The sequence below is a fragment of the Pseudomonas sp. KCJK9058 genome (genome assembly GCF_046230975.1).
Lineage (GTDB): Bacteria > Pseudomonadota > Gammaproteobacteria > Pseudomonadales > Pseudomonadaceae > Aquipseudomonas > Aquipseudomonas alloputida.
Genome location: NZ_JBJJLR010000079.1, coordinates 1 through 14,849, shown reverse-complemented (window position 1 = coordinate 14,849; position 14,849 = coordinate 1). Strand labels below are relative to the sequence as shown.

The following is a 14,849-nucleotide window of genomic DNA, read 5'->3' as shown; positions in this document are numbered from 1 at the left end:
ATCGACAATTACGACTCATTCACTTACAACGTCGTTCAGTACCTTGGCGAGCTGGGTGCCGAGGTCAAGGTCATTCGCAATGACGAATTGACCATCGCCCAGATCGAGGCCCTCAACCCTGAGCGCATCGTCGTATCCCCGGGCCCGTGCACCCCAAGCGAGGCGGGCGTGTCCATCGAGGCCATCCTGCATTTCGCCGGGAAGTTGCCAATCCTCGGCGTATGCTTGGGCCACCAGTCAATCGGGCAGGCCTTTGGCGGCGACGTTGTACGTGCACGCCAGGTCATGCACGGGAAGACCAGCCCGGTATATCACCGCGACCTGGGCGTGTTCGCCAGCCTTAACAACCCGCTGACCGTGACCCGTTACCACTCGCTGGTGGTAAAGCGTGAAACCTTGCCCGACTGCCTGGAAGTGACCGCCTGGACCTCCCATGCTGACGGTTCGGTCGATGAGATCATGGGCCTGCGCCACAAGACGCTGAATATCGAAGGGGTGCAATTCCACCCTGAGTCGATCCTGACCGAGCAGGGCCACGAACTGTTCGCCAACTTCCTCAAGCAGACCGGCGGCCGCCGTTAAGGATCGAACATGGATATCAAGAGTGCGTTGAGCCGTATCGTCGGCCAGTTGGACCTTACTACCGAAGAAATGCGCGAGGTCATGCGCCAGATCATGACCGGTCAGTGCAGCGAGGCGCAGATAGGCGCTTTCCTGATGGGCATGCGCATGAAAAGCGAAAGCATCGACGAAATCGTCGGTGCGGTGTCGGTGATGCGTGAGCTGGCCGAAAAGGTCGAGCTGCAAAGCCTCGATGGTGTCGTCGATATTGTCGGGACCGGCGGTGATGGCGCCAACATCTTCAACGTGTCCACCGCTTCGTCTTTCGTCCTGGCGGCGGCGGGTTGCCCCGTGGCCAAGCATGGTAACCGCGCAGTATCGGGCAAGAGCGGCAGTGCCGACCTGCTGGAAGCTGCCGGCATCTACCTGAACCTGACGCCGACTCAAGTGGCACGCTGCATCGACAGCCTTGGCATCGGCTTCATGTTCGCGCAAAGTCACCACTCGGCCATGAAACATGCCGCTGGCCCACGTCGAGAACTGGGGTTGCGCACCCTGTTCAATATGCTCGGCCCGCTTACGAATCCGGCCGGAGTGAAGCACCAAGTGGTCGGTGTGTTCGCACAAACCCTTTGCCGTCCGCTGGCTGAGGTGCTGCAGCGCCTGGGGAGCAAGCATGTGCTGGTCGTGCACTCGAAGGATGGTCTGGACGAGTTCAGCCTGGCTGCGCCCACCTTCGTTGCCGAACTGAAAAACGGCGAAATCACTGAATATTGGGTAGAGCCGGAAGACCTCGGCATGAAGAGCCAGAGCCTTCATGGCCTGGCTGTCGAGAGCCCTCAGGCTTCGCTGGAGTTGATCCGCGATGCGCTGGGCCGGCGCAAGACCGAGGACGGTCAGAAGGCCGCCGAGATGATCGTGCTTAATGCTGGCGCGGCGCTGTATGCCGCTGACCATGCCATGAGCCTGAAAGCCGGTGTAGAACTGGCCCATGATGTACTGCACACCGGCTTGGCCTGGGAAAAGCTGCAGGAATTGGGTGCCTTTACTGCAGTATTCAAGGTGGAGAACGAAGCATGAGTGTGCCGACGGTGCTGGAAAGGATCATTGCCCGCAAGTTTCAGGAAGTGGCCGAGCGCAGTGCGCGCGTCAGCCTCGCCGAACTGGAGGGCCTGGCCAAGGCCGCTGACGCCCCGCGAGGCTTCGCCAACGCGCTGATCGAGCAGGCCAAGCGCAAGCAGCCAGCGGTGATTGCCGAAATCAAGAAAGCGTCGCCAAGCAAGGGCGTGATCCGCGAGCACTTCGTGCCAGCGGAAATCGCGGTCAGCTACGAGAAGGGCGGGGCCACCTGCCTGTCGGTGTTGACCGATGTCGATTATTTCCAGGGTGCCGATGAGTACTTGCAGTTGGCCCGCGCGGCGGTTTCGCTGCCGGTGATCCGCAAGGACTTCATGGTCGACCCTTACCAGATCGTCGAAGCCCGGGCCCTGGGCGCAGATTGCGTACTGCTGATCGTGTCGGCGCTGGATGACGTGAAGATGGCTGAACTGGCGGCCACCGCCAAGGACGTCGGCCTCGACGTGCTGGTAGAAGTGCACGATGGCGATGAACTGGAGCGCGCGCTGAAAACCCTGGATACACCGCTGGTTGGGGTGAACAACCGCAACCTGCACACCTTCGAAGTCAGCCTGGAAACCACCCTTGACCTGCTGCCGCGCATTCCGCGTGACCGTCTGGCGATTACCGAAAGCGGTATTCTCAACCGGGCCGATGTGGAGCTGATGGCAATCAACGAGGTTTACTCGTTCCTGGTGGGAGAGGCGTTCATGCGCGCCGAGCAGCCTGGCCTGGAATTACAGCGGCTGTTCTTTCCCGAGCAGGTGAAGAAGACTGTTCAGCAACTGGACTGATCAAATGAAGCCGGCGTTTTTGCCGGCTTTTTTGTACCTGTAATGGCCGTGTCGCGGGCAAGCCCGCCCCCACACAGGTACGCGCCCTGTTGTAGGAGCGGGTTTACCCGCGAAGAGGCCCTTGAAATCAACATCATAGGTGGATCAATGACCGATCAACCCCTGGCCCTGAGCGTCGAACAAGGCCTGCATGCCGAGCAGGAACTGCTGGCCGCCGTCTGCCGCGGCGAACGCGAGAATGGTGTGCTGTTCTGGCGCCCCACCGACCACGCGCTGGTCATGCCTCGACGCATGAGCCGGCTGGGCAACTTCGAGGTCGCCTGCGCGGAATTGGCTATTGCTGGCTGGCCGGTGCTGCTACGAGAAACTGGCGGTGAGCCGGTGCCTCAGTCGCATTCGACGGTGAACGTTGCACTGGTCTATGCCGCGCCGCGCAGTGAAGGCGACCACGGCCGTATCGAAAATGCCTACGAGCGCCTGTGTCTGCCGCTGTGCGATGTGCTGCGCGAGTGGGGCGGGGTGGCGTCAGTCGGGGAAATCGACGGGGCCTTCTGCGATGGCCGCTACAACGTCAACCTCAATGGCCGCAAATTGGTGGGTACCGCCCAGCGCTGGCGTCAGGGCCTGGGTGGCAAGCGCCCTGTGGTGCTGGTGCACGGTGCGCTGCTGCTGGACAACGAGCGTGAGTCGATGGTGGCGGCGGTCAACCGCTTCAACGAGTGCTGTGAGCTGGAGCAACGCTGTCGCGCCGATGCGCACATCGCCTTGCACGAAGTGGCGCCGGCAGCGCCCTGGTTCGAGCGCCTTTCGCAGGCCTACGCCAAGGTGCTGGCCGAGTTGCCCAAGGACTAGCGGGTACCGTGGACCACCATGGTCTTGCCCTTGACCTGCACCAGGCTGCGTTCCTCGAGGTCTTTGAGAACGCGGCCGACCATTTCCCGAGAGCAACCGACGATTCGGCCGATTTCCTGACGGGTAATCTTGATTTGCATGCCATCGGGGTGGGTCATGGCGTCGGGCTGCTTGCACAGTTCCAGCAGGCAACGGGCAACTCGCCCAGTCACGTCGAAAAATGCCAAATCGCCAACCTTGCGCGTAGTGTTGCGCAGGCGCTGGGCCATTTGACTGCCCAGGGCGTAGAGGATTTCAGGGTCCTGGCGCGCCAGTTCGCGAAACTTTTCGTAGCTGATTTCGGCCACTTCGCATTCGGTCTTGGCGCGTACCCAGGCACTGCGCTGCTGCTCGCCATCAACGGGCTCGAACAGGCCTAGCTCGCCAAAGAAATCGCCATTGTTGAGGTAGGCGATGATCATTTCATGGCCGTCGTCGTCCTCGATGAGGATGGTGACCGAACCCTTGATGATAAAAGACAGTGTCTCGGCCCGGTCGCCGGCGCAGATGATATTGCTTTTGGCGGTGTAGCGGCGGCGCTGGCAGTGTACCAGCAGCTTGTCGATGTTCTTTATCTTGGCGGGTAGGGCGGAGGCAACCATCACGAAATCCTGTTCGATACGACGCATAGGCTTTTTATAGAGGTTGGCTGACGGAGAGCGCCAGTCATTTGGCGCCAGCTTATCAGACACTACGAGATGTTTCGGTACTAAACCGACACATCTCGTGCTTTTCCCACAGCCGCACAAGGTCTAAGCTGACACCCTTTTCCGAAAATCAGGAGTCCGGGTAGATGAAGGCACGTATCCAGTGGGCCGGTGAGGCAATGTTCCTCGGCGAATCGGGGAGCGGCCATGTCGTCGTAATGGACGGCCCGCCCGAGGCCGGCGGCCGCAACCTGGGCGTGCGACCGATGGAAATGCTGTTGCTGGGCCTGGGTGGCTGCAGCAGCTTTGACGTGGTGAGCATTCTGAAGAAATCACGCCAGGCAGTGGAAAGCTGTGAGGCATTTCTGGAGGCAGAGCGCGCCAGCGAAGACCCGAAGGTGTTCACCAAGATTCACATGAACTTCGTGGTGAAGGGGCGTGGGCTGAAAGAAGCGCAGGTCAAGCGGGCGGTGGAGCTGTCGGCGGAAAAGTATTGCTCGGCTTCGATCATGCTCGAGCGTGCCGGGGTTGAGATTACCCATGGGTATGAAATCGTAGAGCTGGGTTAAGGCTGAGATTCCGGTGCCGCTTTGCAGCCCTTGTGGAAGCGGGTGAGCCCGCTCCCACCTGCGGCCCGGGCGAGCTTCAGTCGCGCAGGGCCGGAAGGGCCATCCGCAACCATTGCGGAAGACTGCTTCTTAGCGCCTGGCTCAACCGCTCCCGGCGCCTTTGGTAAACCAGGCCAAGCCAGATAACCCCCAGCCCGATCATGGTCAGCACCACCGGGAACAGCAACGACTGGGCAAACACCTCGTACGACAGATATCCCAGATAAGCCGCCACCCCCAGCGCACCAAACACCATGAACACCGGCCGACGCAGCAGCACCGCCATGCCCATCAGCGCAATGTTGATCAGGCAGTACATGGCCTTGCCCAACTCACTGCCGCTGTCCAGTAGCGTCAACCCGCCCCAGAACGCTGCCAGCCCGGCGAGGTAACCCCAACGGGCGTAGTCCTCACGTGTGCGGCCGTCTATCACGAGGAAAACCACCAGCAAGCCCAGCCCAAACCACAGGGAGACGTGGCGACGCTGCTCCCAACTGAACGGTGAGCCGAAGAACCACTCGCTAAGGTCCATCGACATGAACCACAAGGCCACGGCCATTGGCATGACGACGAACGGGTAGGGGATCAGTCGCAGCATTAGCAGCCCGGCAAGCACCGTGGCTGCTTCCATCGCCAGCCAGCCGCCTTGCACGTAGGTATAGTACTGGTGGTAGTCAGCCTGCGCATCGTCCAGTGGCCACCAGCCGAGCATGCGTTCGATAGCGAATACCGCCAGCGGCACGATGCTGACGGCTACTGCTGCCAGCACGCCAGCAGCGACGGGCTGGGCGCGGCGTTGCAGATTGAGGGCGAACAAGGTGATCAGCAGGATATAGAGGCTGGCGATGATCAACAGCGCGCCGTCACCGAGGCTCATCCAGGCCTCGGTGAGCAACCAGCCCATTGCCGCCATGATCAGCATGGCGCCAAAGTAGAAGGCAACATGGGCCAGCTGAAAGCTGCCACGTGGTGCGGGTTGCTGGCGCAGGAATGCCAACAGGCTTTGGTCCTGGCCTGGTTGGAGAATGCCTGCTTGCACGGCGCGCGCCAGGTCCTTGGCGTCGAATCGATCCGTCATGGTGATGCCTTCAGATGCGGTATGTGCTCTTGGTCATGACCTTGGCCAGCAAGCTCATGCCAAAGCGGACGGGGGCCGGGAAGCGATAACCACCGGCTTCCAGCGCAGACTCGGCGTGCTGCTCTTCGTCTATGCGCATCTGCTCGAGAATGGCCCGGGATTTTTCATCTTCGTGCGGGAGTTGCTCCAGGTGCTCGTCGAGGTGTTTGCACACCTGATGTTCGGTAGCGGCGACGAAGCCCAGGCTGACCTTGTCGCTGACCAGCCCGGCCAGTGCGCCAATGCCGAACGACATGCCGTAGAACAGAGGGTTGAGCACGCTCGGGTGGCTGTTCAGCTGGCGAATGCGCTGCTCGCACCAGGCCAGGTGGTCGATTTCTTCCTCAGCGGCATGCTCCATGGCCTTGCGCACTTCGGGCAGCTTGGCGGTCAGGGCCTGGCCTTGGTACAACGCCTGGGCGCAGACTTCACCGGTATGGTTGATGCGCATCAGCCCGGCAATATGGCGGGCCTGTTGCTCGTCCAGGTCAACGTCTGGCTGGACGATGGCCGGCGATGGCCGGGCAGGTTGGCCGCTGAAAGGCAGCAAGGTGCGCATGGCGGTATCGGCCTGCAGCAACAAGCGGTCGAGCGGCGAGTAGTGACGTTCGGTAGCCATCGGGCACCTCCGCAAGAATGTGCCCGACAGTTTACCGCAATAGCGGCGGGGTCGCTTGCCGTGGGTCAGCCCGGAGGCCAGTTCATCTGGCGCTGGCCAAGCACGTGCATATGGATGTGGTAGACAGTCTGGCCGCCTTTGGGGTTGCAGTTCATGACCACGCGGAAACCTTCCTCGCAGCCTTGTTCGACAGCCAGGCGCTGGGCGGTGAACAGGATGTGGCCAGCCAGGGCCTTGTCTTCTTCGGTCAGGTCATTGAGGGTGCGAATGTGCTTTTTCGGGATGACCAGAAAATGTACCGGTGCCGCGGGTGCAATGTCCTTGAAGGCCAGGATCTGGTCGTCTTCATAGATGATATCTGCCGGGATTTCCCGGTTGATGATTTTGAGGAATAGATCGTCCACAGCACTTGCTCCATGGTGAGGGTCGGGCCGAGTGTACTCAGCCGGGCGCCGCTCGCCCAGTGGCTATTCCATGCCTAAGGGGCAATAGCGGCGGTGGATGGCCCCGGCCAGCTTGCGCACCAGCCAGCGCGGCAACAGCCGCGGTGCGAACGCCAGCCAGCGGTTGCGCCGGCCAGGCATGATCAGTGCGCGGTTCTTGTCCAGTGCCCGCACGGTGTACAGCGCCACTTCCTCGGGGCTGAGACAGCGCGGCTTGCCATCGAGCCGCGCAATGCGCCGGCGTGCGGAACGTACCGGGCCAGGGCACAGTACAGAGACCTTGATGCCGGTGCGCTTGAGTTCTTCGCGCAGGGCCTGTGAAAAGCTCAGCACATAGGCCTTGCTGGCGGCATAGGCGGCCATCCATGGGCCAGGCGCCACCCCGGCCAGGCCGGCGACGTTGAGAATCTGCCCGCCACCCTGCACAGCCATCAGGTTACCGATGGCGTGACACAGGCGGCTCAGGGCCAGCACGTTGACTTCCAGCAGATCCTGTTCGTCGGCCCATTCATGGGCCAGGAACGGCCCATAGGTGCGCAAGCCCGCGCAGTTGACCAGCAAATCGATACGCCGCTCACCTTCTTCCAGCTCTAGCACGAAGCCTGAAAGGCGCAACGGCTGGCTGAGGTCGCAGGCGCGGAACAGCACCTCGACACCGAAACGCTGGGTCAGCTCGATGGCGACAGGCTCCAGCGTTTCTCGTTGGCGTGCCACCAGGATCAGGTTGCGCCCGCGCCGTGCCAGCGCTTCCGCCAAGGCCAGGCCCAGGCCGCTGGAAGCACCAGTGATCATGGCGTAACGGGTCATGCAAGGCTCCTGGGGGCGGAAGAGGGCGCCTAGTGTACAACTTGCCCGTGCAAGGTGTTGCCTTTTGCTACAAGGCGCGGGCGCGCAAAACCTGGCAGCGTTCCAGGGCTTGTCGGTACTCGCCATGCAGGCGCTCGATCAATGCGCTGGCGCTGGGCAGGTCATGGATTGCACCGACGCCCTGGCCCGCTGACCATACGGTCTTCCAGGCCTTCGCTTCGTCATCGATCGGCTTGAGCTTGCCTTGCACCTGCCCCCCCTTGAGGGTGTTCATGTCGTAGCCGGCCTGCTCCAGGCTCTGGCGCAGGAAGCTGGCGGGGATGCCGGACACCACGGGTGTGTGGATGATGTCGGCGGCATGGGCGTTCAGCAGCATCTGTTTGTAGGCGCCCTGAGCCTGGCTTTCTGTGGTGGCGATGAAGCGTGTGCCCATGTACGCCAGGTCCGCCCCCAGCAGTTGTGCGGCCAGGATTTCGTGGCCGTGGTTAATGCAACCAGCCAGCAGCAGGGTCTTGTCGAAGAACTGGCGAATTTCTGCGGCCAGGGCGAACGGGCTCCAGGTGCCGGCATGGCCGCCTGCGCCTGCGGCGACGGCGATAAGGCCATCGACACCCGCTTCGGCGGCTTTTTCGGCATGCCGGCGGGTGGTGACATCGTGGAGCACCAGGCCGCCGTAGGCGTGTACGGCATCGACCACTTCCTTTACCGCCCCCAGGCTGGTGATAACGATTGGTACACGGTGTTCGACACACAAGGCCAAGTCGGCCTGCAGGCGCGGGTTGGTCGGGTGGACGATCAGGTTGACGGCGTAGGGCGCTGGCGCCTGCAGTTGAGCCAGGCCAGCCTCGATCTCTTCCAGCCAAGCCTTGAAGCCAGCGCTGTCGCGTTGGTTCAGTGCCGGGAAACTGCCAACCACGCCGCTGGCGCAGCAGGCCAGCACCAATTGGGGGTTGGAGATGAGGAACATCGGCGCGGCAACCACGGGCAGCCGCAGGCGTTGTTCGAGCGAGGCAGGTAGCGACATGGCAAGGCTCCTTGAGCGGGTGGCTATGTCAGAACGGTTTCACCACCACCAGAATGACGATACCCAGCAGGATCAGCACGGGCACTTCGTTGAACCAGCGATAGTAGACGTGGCTGCGGGTGTTGGTGCCATTGGCGAAGCGTTTGCGCTGGGCACCGCACACGTGATGGTAGCCGGTCAGCAGGATCACCAGGGTGAGCTTGGCATGCAGCCACCCCTGGCTCAGCCAGCCGGGATTGAGGTACAGCATCCAGGCGCCAAAAACGTAGGTGGCGATCATCGCCGGATTCATGATGCCGCGGTACAGCTTGCGCTCCATGGTCGCAAAGCGTTCCTGGCTGATGCTGTCCTGGCTCTGGGCGTGGTAGACGAACAACCTGGGCAGGTAGAACAGGCCGGCGAACCAGCAGACCACGCTGACGATATGCAGCGCTTTGATCCATAGGTAAAGCATGGAGGGAGTTCCTTCAGGTAATCACGGTCGTCAGATAGTAGTGGTCAAGCGCCCGAAGGGTCACCCGAAGAGTTGTTACAGGCGCCCTGCGCCCCTATTATCGTGCGCTTTCCAGACGGCTCGTTGATAAGGGGCAAGCGTTATGATCAAGGTCGGTATCGTCGGCGGCACGGGTTACACCGGCGTCGAACTGTTGCGTCTGCTGGCACAGCATCCACAGGCCGAAGTGGCGGTCATTACTTCGCGCTCCGAGGCGGGCGTGGCGGTGGCGGACATGTACCCGAACCTGCGCGGCCACTATGACGGGTTGGCGTTCAGCGTGCCGGACAGCAAGGCTCTGGGGGCCTGTGATGTGGTGTTCTTCGCCACTCCGCATGGTGTTGCACACGCCCTGGCCGGTGAGCTGCTGGCGGCCGGCACCAAGGTGATCGACTTGTCTGCCGACTTCCGCCTGCAGGATGCCGCCGAGTGGGGCAAGTGGTACGGTCAGCCCCATGGCGCGCCTGAGCTGCTCAAGGACGCGGTATACGGCCTGCCAGAAGTGAACCGCGAGAAGATCCGCCAGGCGCGCCTGATCGCTGTGCCGGGTTGCTACCCGACTGCCACCCAGCTGGGCTTCCTGCCGCTGCTGGAAGCGGGCCTGGCCGACGCGTCGCGCCTGATCGCCGACTGCAAGTCGGGTGTCAGCGGTGCTGGCCGTGGCGCCGCGGTCGGTTCGCTGTTCTGCGAAGCCGGCGAGAGCATGAAGGCCTATGCAGTCAAGGGGCATCGTCACTTGCCAGAAATCAGCCAGGGCTTGCGCCTGGCCGCAGGCAAGGATATCGGCCTGACGTTCGTGCCGCACCTGACGCCGATGATCCGTGGTATCCACGCCACCCTGTACGCAAACGTGGTCGATACCTCGGTCGACCTGCAGGCGCTGTTCGAGAAACGCTATGCCGATGAACCGTTCGTCGACGTGATGCCAGCAGGCAGCCATCCGGAAACCCGCAGCGTGCGTGGTGCCAACGTCTGCCGCATTGCCGTTCATCGCCCGCAGGGTGGTGACCTGGTGGTGGTGCTGTCGGTGATCGACAACCTGGTCAAGGGCGCCTCCGGCCAGGCGGTGCAGAACCTCAACATCCTGTTCGGGCTGGATGAACGCATGGGCCTGTCCCATGCCGGCTTGCTGCCGTAAGGCCACCAGCATTGGAAAAGGCCCGCGTCGTGCGGGCCTTTTTGCAGGTCGCGACTAAAGCCGCACAATTCTTGACCGATTTTCTCGGGAAAGCGGATAATGCGCGTCATCGAGTTTTATGGCGGCTACCGCGCCGGGAGAATCAACATGAGCGTCGAAACCTTCACCCCTACCGGTCTGGAATTTACCCACGGGGCAGCCCAGAAGGTGAAGAACCTGGTCAATGAGGAAGGCAATGAGCGTCTGAAGCTGCGAGTGTTCGTTACCGGTGGCGGTTGCTCCGGCTTCCAGTACGGCTTCACCTTCGATGAAGACGTGGCCGAAGATGACACCATTGTCGAGCGCGAGGGCGTTTCCCTGGTGGTCGACCCGATGAGCTTCCAGTACCTGGCGGGTGCCGAAGTGGACTACCAGGAAGGCCTGGAAGGCTCGCGCTTCGTGATCAAGAACCCGAATGCCGCGACCACCTGCGGTTGCGGGTCGTCGTTCTCGATCTAAGGGCTGGGCATACGAAAACGCCGCGCAATTGCGCGGCGTTTTGCTTTCTGGCGTAGCGGCTATGCCGGGTAGATTGCGCCCAGTACGCGCAGGCCCTTGGCGGCAGTGACGCTGGGGCGGTTGGCGGCGATACCCTCCAGGCAGCAGTGAGCCAGCCAGGCGAAGGCCATGGCTTCGACCCAGTCCGGGTCTACGCCATAGGCGCCAGTGCTTGCAACACGGGCCGCCGGTAGCAGCTGGCCAAGACGGGCCATCAGCGCGCCGTTGCGGGCGCCCCCACCACAGACCAACAGCGCTTCGGTGCCTTGCTGGGCTTTGCCAAGCGAATCGATGATGCTGCGTGCGGTCAGCTCCAGCAGTGTCGCCTGCACGTCCTGGGCCCGGTATGCCGGCAGGTTGGCCAGGTGGCGATCCAGCCAAGGCAGGTTGAACACCTCGCGGCCGGTACTCTTGGGGCCGCTGCCGGCAAAGAACGGGTCAGCCATCAGTGCGCTGAGCAACCCGGGCTGAACCACACCCGAGGCAGCCCAGGCGCCATCTGCATCGTAGGCGTGGCCGTGCTCGCGCTCGATCCAGGCATCCAGCAGCACGTTCCCCGGGCCGCAATCGAACCCATGAACCGGCTTGTCCTGCTCGATCAGGCTGAGGTTGCTGAAACCGCCTACGTTGAGGATTGCCAGGCGTCGGCCAAGCTGGCTGAACAGGGTTTCGTGGAAGGCCGGTACCAGTGGCGCGCCCTGGCCACCGGCAGCCACATCGCGACGGCGGAAGTCGGCGACCACGCTGATGCCGGTCAGCTCGGCGAGCAGTGCGGGGTTACCGATCTGCACAGTAAAGCCGCGGGACGGTTCATGGCGAATGGTCTGGCCGTGGCTGCCGATGGCGCGAATGGCTTCGGGCTTCAGTCCCTGGCGAGCCAGCAGTTGGTGGATACCTTCGCCGGCCAGGCTGGCCCAGCGGTTTTCCGCCAGTGCGGCACGGGCAATCTCGTCAGTGCCGCTGCTGCACAGGGCCAGCAGGTCCTTGCGCAGGTCCGGGGGCATGGGCAGGTAGTGGGTGGCGAGCAGTTCAAGCTGCTCGCCTTGTTCGATCAGGGCGATATCCAGGCCATCGAGGCTGGTACCGGACATCACCCCCAGGTAGAGCGCCATGGCTTAGCGCTTGTTCGCTGCGAGCAGGGTGGCCTTTTCCTGATCCATGCGGGCAATCAGCGGCTGGCTCTGCTGCAGGAAGCGCTGACGCTCGTTCTTGGCAATCGGGTCAGCCATTGGCACCTTCTGGCTCAGCGGGTCGACGTGCACGCCGTTGACCTGGAACTCGTAGTGCAGGTGTGGGCCGGTGGACAGGCCGGTAGTGCCGATGTAGCCAATGATCTGGCCCTGTTTGACCGCACTGCCGGTCTTGATGCCTTTGGCAAAGCCCTGCATGTGGCCATACAGCGTCTTGTAGCGGTTGCCATGCTGAATGATCACGGTATTGCCGTAGCCACCACGGCGCCCGGCCAGTTCGATGCGACCGTCACCGGCTGCCTTGATCGGCGTACCTCGTGGGGCTGCGTAGTCGACGCCTTTGTGGGCGCGGATCTTGTTCAGGATGGGGTGCTTGCGACCGGCGGAAAAGCGCGAGCTGATGCGGGCGAAGTCCACCGGGGTGCGGATGAATGCCTTGCGCAGGCTGTTGCCGTCGGCGGTGTAGTAGGTAGTGTTGCCCTGCTTGTTGGTGTAGCGCACGGCAGTGTAGGTTTTGCCGCGGTTGGTGAAGCGCGCAGAGAGGATGTTACCGGTGCCGACGACCTTGCCGTCCATCACCTTCTGTTCGTAGACCACGTCGAACTCGTCGCCTGGGCGAATATCCTGGGCGAAGTCGATGTCGTAACCCAGCACGCGGGCCATGTCCATGGTCATGCTGTGGGACAGGCCGGCGCGCTGGGCGGAGGCTGACAGCGAGCTCTTGATCACGCCGTGGGCATAGGCGGTGCGTATCACCGGCTTGCTGATTTCACGGTTGAATGTGTAGCCCTTGGCGGTTTTGGTCAGGCGAATGGTTTCGAGGTTGCTGACTTTGCTGTGCAGACTGGCCAGCTGGCCATCCTTGTCGAGCTCGAATTGCAAGACCTGGCCGTGCTTGAGCTGGCTGAACTGCTTGGCCTGCTTGTTGCTGGCCAGCAAGTCATGCACAGCATTGGCGGGCAGGCCGACCTTGGCGAACAGGGTGGACAGGGTATCGCCGCGGGCCACGGTGACTTCGCGGTGGCCAGGCTCCTTGGCGGCCTCGGCAACCGGTTCGGCGGCCGGGGCCTGCTGATCGGCCTTCTGGGTTTCGGGGGTAGCCTCTTCGATCTGGGCGAAAGGCGAGCCTTGCTCACCTTCGCTTTGCACCAGGGGCGCGGCGCGGGATTCGTCTTTCAGCTGCTCGGCAGGGCTTTCGAGCTCGAGGTTGAGGGTGGTTTTCTTGGCTTCCACTTCGCTGGAAGGAAATACCAGCAAAGCCAGGCTGAGCAGGGCGGCGATGCCGCTGGCGGCCAACAGATGGCTCTTCGGATAAAGCGGAGGCGCTTTAGGCGGTTCGTTGGTCATGGGCAAGGTGACTTTGAAAAAGGTGAAATGGAAAAGATGAATGACATGATGAAGATGAAATAACTGTATAAAATATAACCAAATCCATTTTCACGCAAGGGCGCGTAGACGCCGCAAGCCTGTGTTCGGGTCACATTCCTTTGCGAAACTTGTATTTGACGGCCGATCTTGTATGGTTGGCTCCCCCTGAATCTGAGCCTTGCGGGTTTGTCTATGAAGTCGGTTGAAGAGCAGCTCGCGCTTATCAAGCGCGGTGCGGAAGAAGTACTGGTCGAGTCGGAACTGGTGGAGAAGCTCAAGCGCGGCCAACCTCTGCGCATCAAGGCCGGCTTCGACCCGACCGCTCCGGACCTTCACCTGGGTCATACGGTACTGATCAACAAGCTGCTCCAGTTCCAGGATCTGGGCCACCAGGTCATCTTCCTGATCGGTGACTTCACCGGCATGATCGGCGACCCGAGTGGCAAGAGCGCCACGCGCCCGCCGCTGACCCGCGAACAGGTGCTGGAGAACGCCGAGACGTACAAGCAGCAGGTGTTCAAGATTCTTGACCCGGCCAAGACTGAAGTCGCGTTCAACTCCACGTGGATGGACAAGCTGACCCCTGCCGACTTCATTCGCCTGGCTTCGCAGTACACCGTTGCGCGCATGCTGGAGCGTGATGACTTCGACAAGCGTTACACCACCAATCAGCCGATTGCCATCCACGAGTTCCTCTACCCGCTGGTGCAAGGCTATGACTCGGTGGCGCTGAAGGCGGATGTTGAGCTGGGTGGTACCGACCAGAAGTTCAACCTGCTGATGGGGCGTGAACTGCAGCGGTCTTATGGGCAGGAAGCGCAGAACATCGTGACCATGCCACTGCTCGAAGGTCTCGACGGTGTGAAGAAGATGTCGAAGTCGCTGGGCAACTATGTCGGCATCCAGGAAGCGCCAGGGGTGATGTACAGCAAGCTGGTGTCGATCCCGGATACCCTGATGTGGCGTTACTTCGAGCTGCTGAGCTTCCGTTCGATGGAAGAAATCGAGCAGTTCCGGGCCGATGTTGCCAATGGCGCCAACCCGCGTGACATCAAGATCAAGCTGGCGGAAGAAATTGTGGCGCGCTTCCACGGTGAGGAGGCTGCAGCCAATGCTCACCGTGCTGCCGGTAACCGTATGAAGGAAGGCGAGCTGCCGGAAGACTTGCCGGAGATCGAAGTGGCTGCGGCGGAAGACCTGCCAATTGCTGCGGTGTTGAATCGGGCTGGTTTGGTCAAGAACTCGGCACAGGCGCGAGACTTGCTGAATGGCGGCGCGGTGAAAGTTGATGGTGCAGTGGTCGACAGGGACTTCATGTTTGTCCTTGGTGCTACCCATGTATGCCAGGCGGGCAAGAAGTCGTTTGGCCGGGTTACCCTCAAGGCTGAGTGATTGCCTGGATGGTGTAGCTATATAGAAGCGGGGAGGCCGGTAGGCCTCCCCCCTTTGGTTTTTGGGTTTTGTGGGTGCTGTTGTGTGGGGGGGGGGCTGGTTTT

At 61.8% G+C, this 14,849-nt stretch carries 17 protein-coding genes; 8 read left to right on the top strand and 9 right to left on the bottom strand.

The features are described from left to right. The 4 genes from ACK59Z_RS25050 to ACK59Z_RS25035 all read left to right on the top strand — a co-directional run. Nucleotides 1–582: aminodeoxychorismate/anthranilate synthase component II (locus ACK59Z_RS25050; protein ID WP_409293910.1), on the top strand; the 582-nt coding region annotated here is incomplete at its 5' end. A 9-nt stretch (nt 583–591) separates the two neighbouring features. Further along, on the top strand, nt 592–1,641 hold the full coding sequence (gene trpD / locus ACK59Z_RS25045; protein WP_003255529.1) for an anthranilate phosphoribosyltransferase: 1,050 nt from the start codon (nt 592–594) through the stop codon (nt 1,639–1,641). Then, a complete protein-coding gene (gene trpC / locus ACK59Z_RS25040; RefSeq protein WP_108192025.1) occupies nt 1,638–2,471 on the top strand; it encodes an indole-3-glycerol phosphate synthase TrpC in 834 nt (277 codons plus the stop codon). Before trpD ends, trpC begins: the two co-directional genes overlap by 4 nt. 147 nt (nt 2,472–2,618) lie before the next feature. Beyond that, nucleotides 2,619–3,323, top strand: coding sequence for a lipoyl protein ligase domain-containing protein (locus ACK59Z_RS25035; protein ID WP_003255526.1), 705 nt, complete (start codon nt 2,619–2,621; stop codon nt 3,321–3,323). On the opposite strand, the gene crp is transcribed toward ACK59Z_RS25035, so the two are convergent. Continuing rightward, nucleotides 3,320–3,964: a cAMP-activated global transcriptional regulator CRP gene (crp, locus tag ACK59Z_RS25030; protein ID WP_003255524.1), complete on the bottom strand. Its 645-nt coding sequence runs from the start codon at nt 3,962–3,964 to the stop codon at nt 3,320–3,322. The two genes, ACK59Z_RS25035 and crp, sit on opposite strands and share 4 nt — an antisense overlap. A gap of 191 nt (nt 3,965–4,155) precedes the next feature. Here crp and ACK59Z_RS25025 point away from each other — a divergent pair, with 191 nt between their 5' ends. Beyond that, a complete protein-coding gene (locus ACK59Z_RS25025) occupies nt 4,156–4,578 on the top strand; it encodes an OsmC family protein (protein WP_004376171.1) in 423 nt (140 codons plus the stop codon). Nucleotides 4,579–4,654: 76 nt separating this feature from the next. Here ACK59Z_RS25025 and ACK59Z_RS25020 read toward each other — a convergent pair whose 3' ends face one another. The 6 genes from ACK59Z_RS25020 to hemJ all read right to left on the bottom strand — a co-directional run bounded on the left by ACK59Z_RS25020 (nt 4,655) and on the right by hemJ (nt 9,081). Continuing rightward, the gene (locus ACK59Z_RS25020; protein ID WP_409293908.1) at nt 4,655–5,695 is read right to left on the bottom strand and encodes a DUF2157 domain-containing protein; all 1,041 of its coding nucleotides are present in this window, start codon (nt 5,693–5,695) and stop codon (nt 4,655–4,657) included. A gap of 10 nt (nt 5,696–5,705) precedes the next feature. After that, a complete protein-coding gene (gene coq7, locus ACK59Z_RS25015; protein ID WP_003255520.1) occupies nt 5,706–6,353 on the bottom strand; it encodes a 2-polyprenyl-3-methyl-6-methoxy-1,4-benzoquinone monooxygenase in 648 nt (215 codons plus the stop codon). A gap of 65 nt (nt 6,354–6,418) precedes the next feature. Further along, the gene (locus ACK59Z_RS25010) at nt 6,419–6,757 is read right to left on the bottom strand and encodes a histidine triad nucleotide-binding protein (protein ID WP_003255518.1); all 339 of its coding nucleotides are present in this window, start codon (nt 6,755–6,757) and stop codon (nt 6,419–6,421) included. 63 nt (nt 6,758–6,820) lie between these two features. Then, a complete protein-coding gene (locus ACK59Z_RS25005) occupies nt 6,821–7,603 on the bottom strand; it encodes an SDR family oxidoreductase (protein WP_003255516.1) in 783 nt (260 codons plus the stop codon). 67 nt (nt 7,604–7,670) lie between these two features. Then, complete coding sequence (locus ACK59Z_RS25000; RefSeq protein ID WP_014861771.1) at nt 7,671–8,627, bottom strand: nitronate monooxygenase family protein; 957 nt, start codon at nt 8,625–8,627, stop codon at nt 7,671–7,673. A 28-nt stretch (nt 8,628–8,655) separates the two neighbouring features. Next, nucleotides 8,656–9,081, bottom strand: coding sequence for a protoporphyrinogen oxidase HemJ (gene hemJ / locus ACK59Z_RS24995; protein WP_004574934.1), 426 nt, complete (start codon nt 9,079–9,081; stop codon nt 8,656–8,658). A 142-nt stretch (nt 9,082–9,223) separates the two neighbouring features. Between hemJ and argC the strand changes: the two genes are divergently transcribed. Continuing rightward, on the top strand, nt 9,224–10,258 hold the full coding sequence (argC, locus tag ACK59Z_RS24990) for an N-acetyl-gamma-glutamyl-phosphate reductase (RefSeq protein ID WP_003255512.1): 1,035 nt from the start codon (nt 9,224–9,226) through the stop codon (nt 10,256–10,258). Nucleotides 10,259–10,405: 147 nt separating this feature from the next. After that, complete coding sequence (gene erpA, locus ACK59Z_RS24985) at nt 10,406–10,756, top strand: iron-sulfur cluster insertion protein ErpA (protein WP_003255511.1); 351 nt, start codon at nt 10,406–10,408, stop codon at nt 10,754–10,756. A gap of 59 nt (nt 10,757–10,815) precedes the next feature. On the opposite strand, the gene ACK59Z_RS24980 is transcribed toward erpA, so the two are convergent. Beyond that, nucleotides 10,816–11,907, bottom strand: coding sequence for an anhydro-N-acetylmuramic acid kinase (locus tag ACK59Z_RS24980; protein WP_004574936.1), 1,092 nt, complete (start codon nt 11,905–11,907; stop codon nt 10,816–10,818). Nucleotides 11,908–11,910: 3 nt separating this feature from the next. After that, nucleotides 11,911–13,332 carry a peptidoglycan DD-metalloendopeptidase family protein gene (locus tag ACK59Z_RS24975; protein WP_108192022.1) on the bottom strand — a complete coding sequence of 474 codons (1,422 nt, stop codon included), beginning with the start codon at nt 13,330–13,332 and terminating at the stop codon, nt 11,911–11,913. A gap of 213 nt (nt 13,333–13,545) precedes the next feature. On the opposite strand from ACK59Z_RS24975, the gene tyrS reads away from it, so the two are divergent. Beyond that, on the top strand, nt 13,546–14,745 hold the full coding sequence (gene tyrS / locus ACK59Z_RS24970; RefSeq protein WP_409293905.1) for a tyrosine--tRNA ligase: 1,200 nt from the start codon (nt 13,546–13,548) through the stop codon (nt 14,743–14,745). Nucleotides 14,746–14,849: the final 104 nt, after the last annotated feature.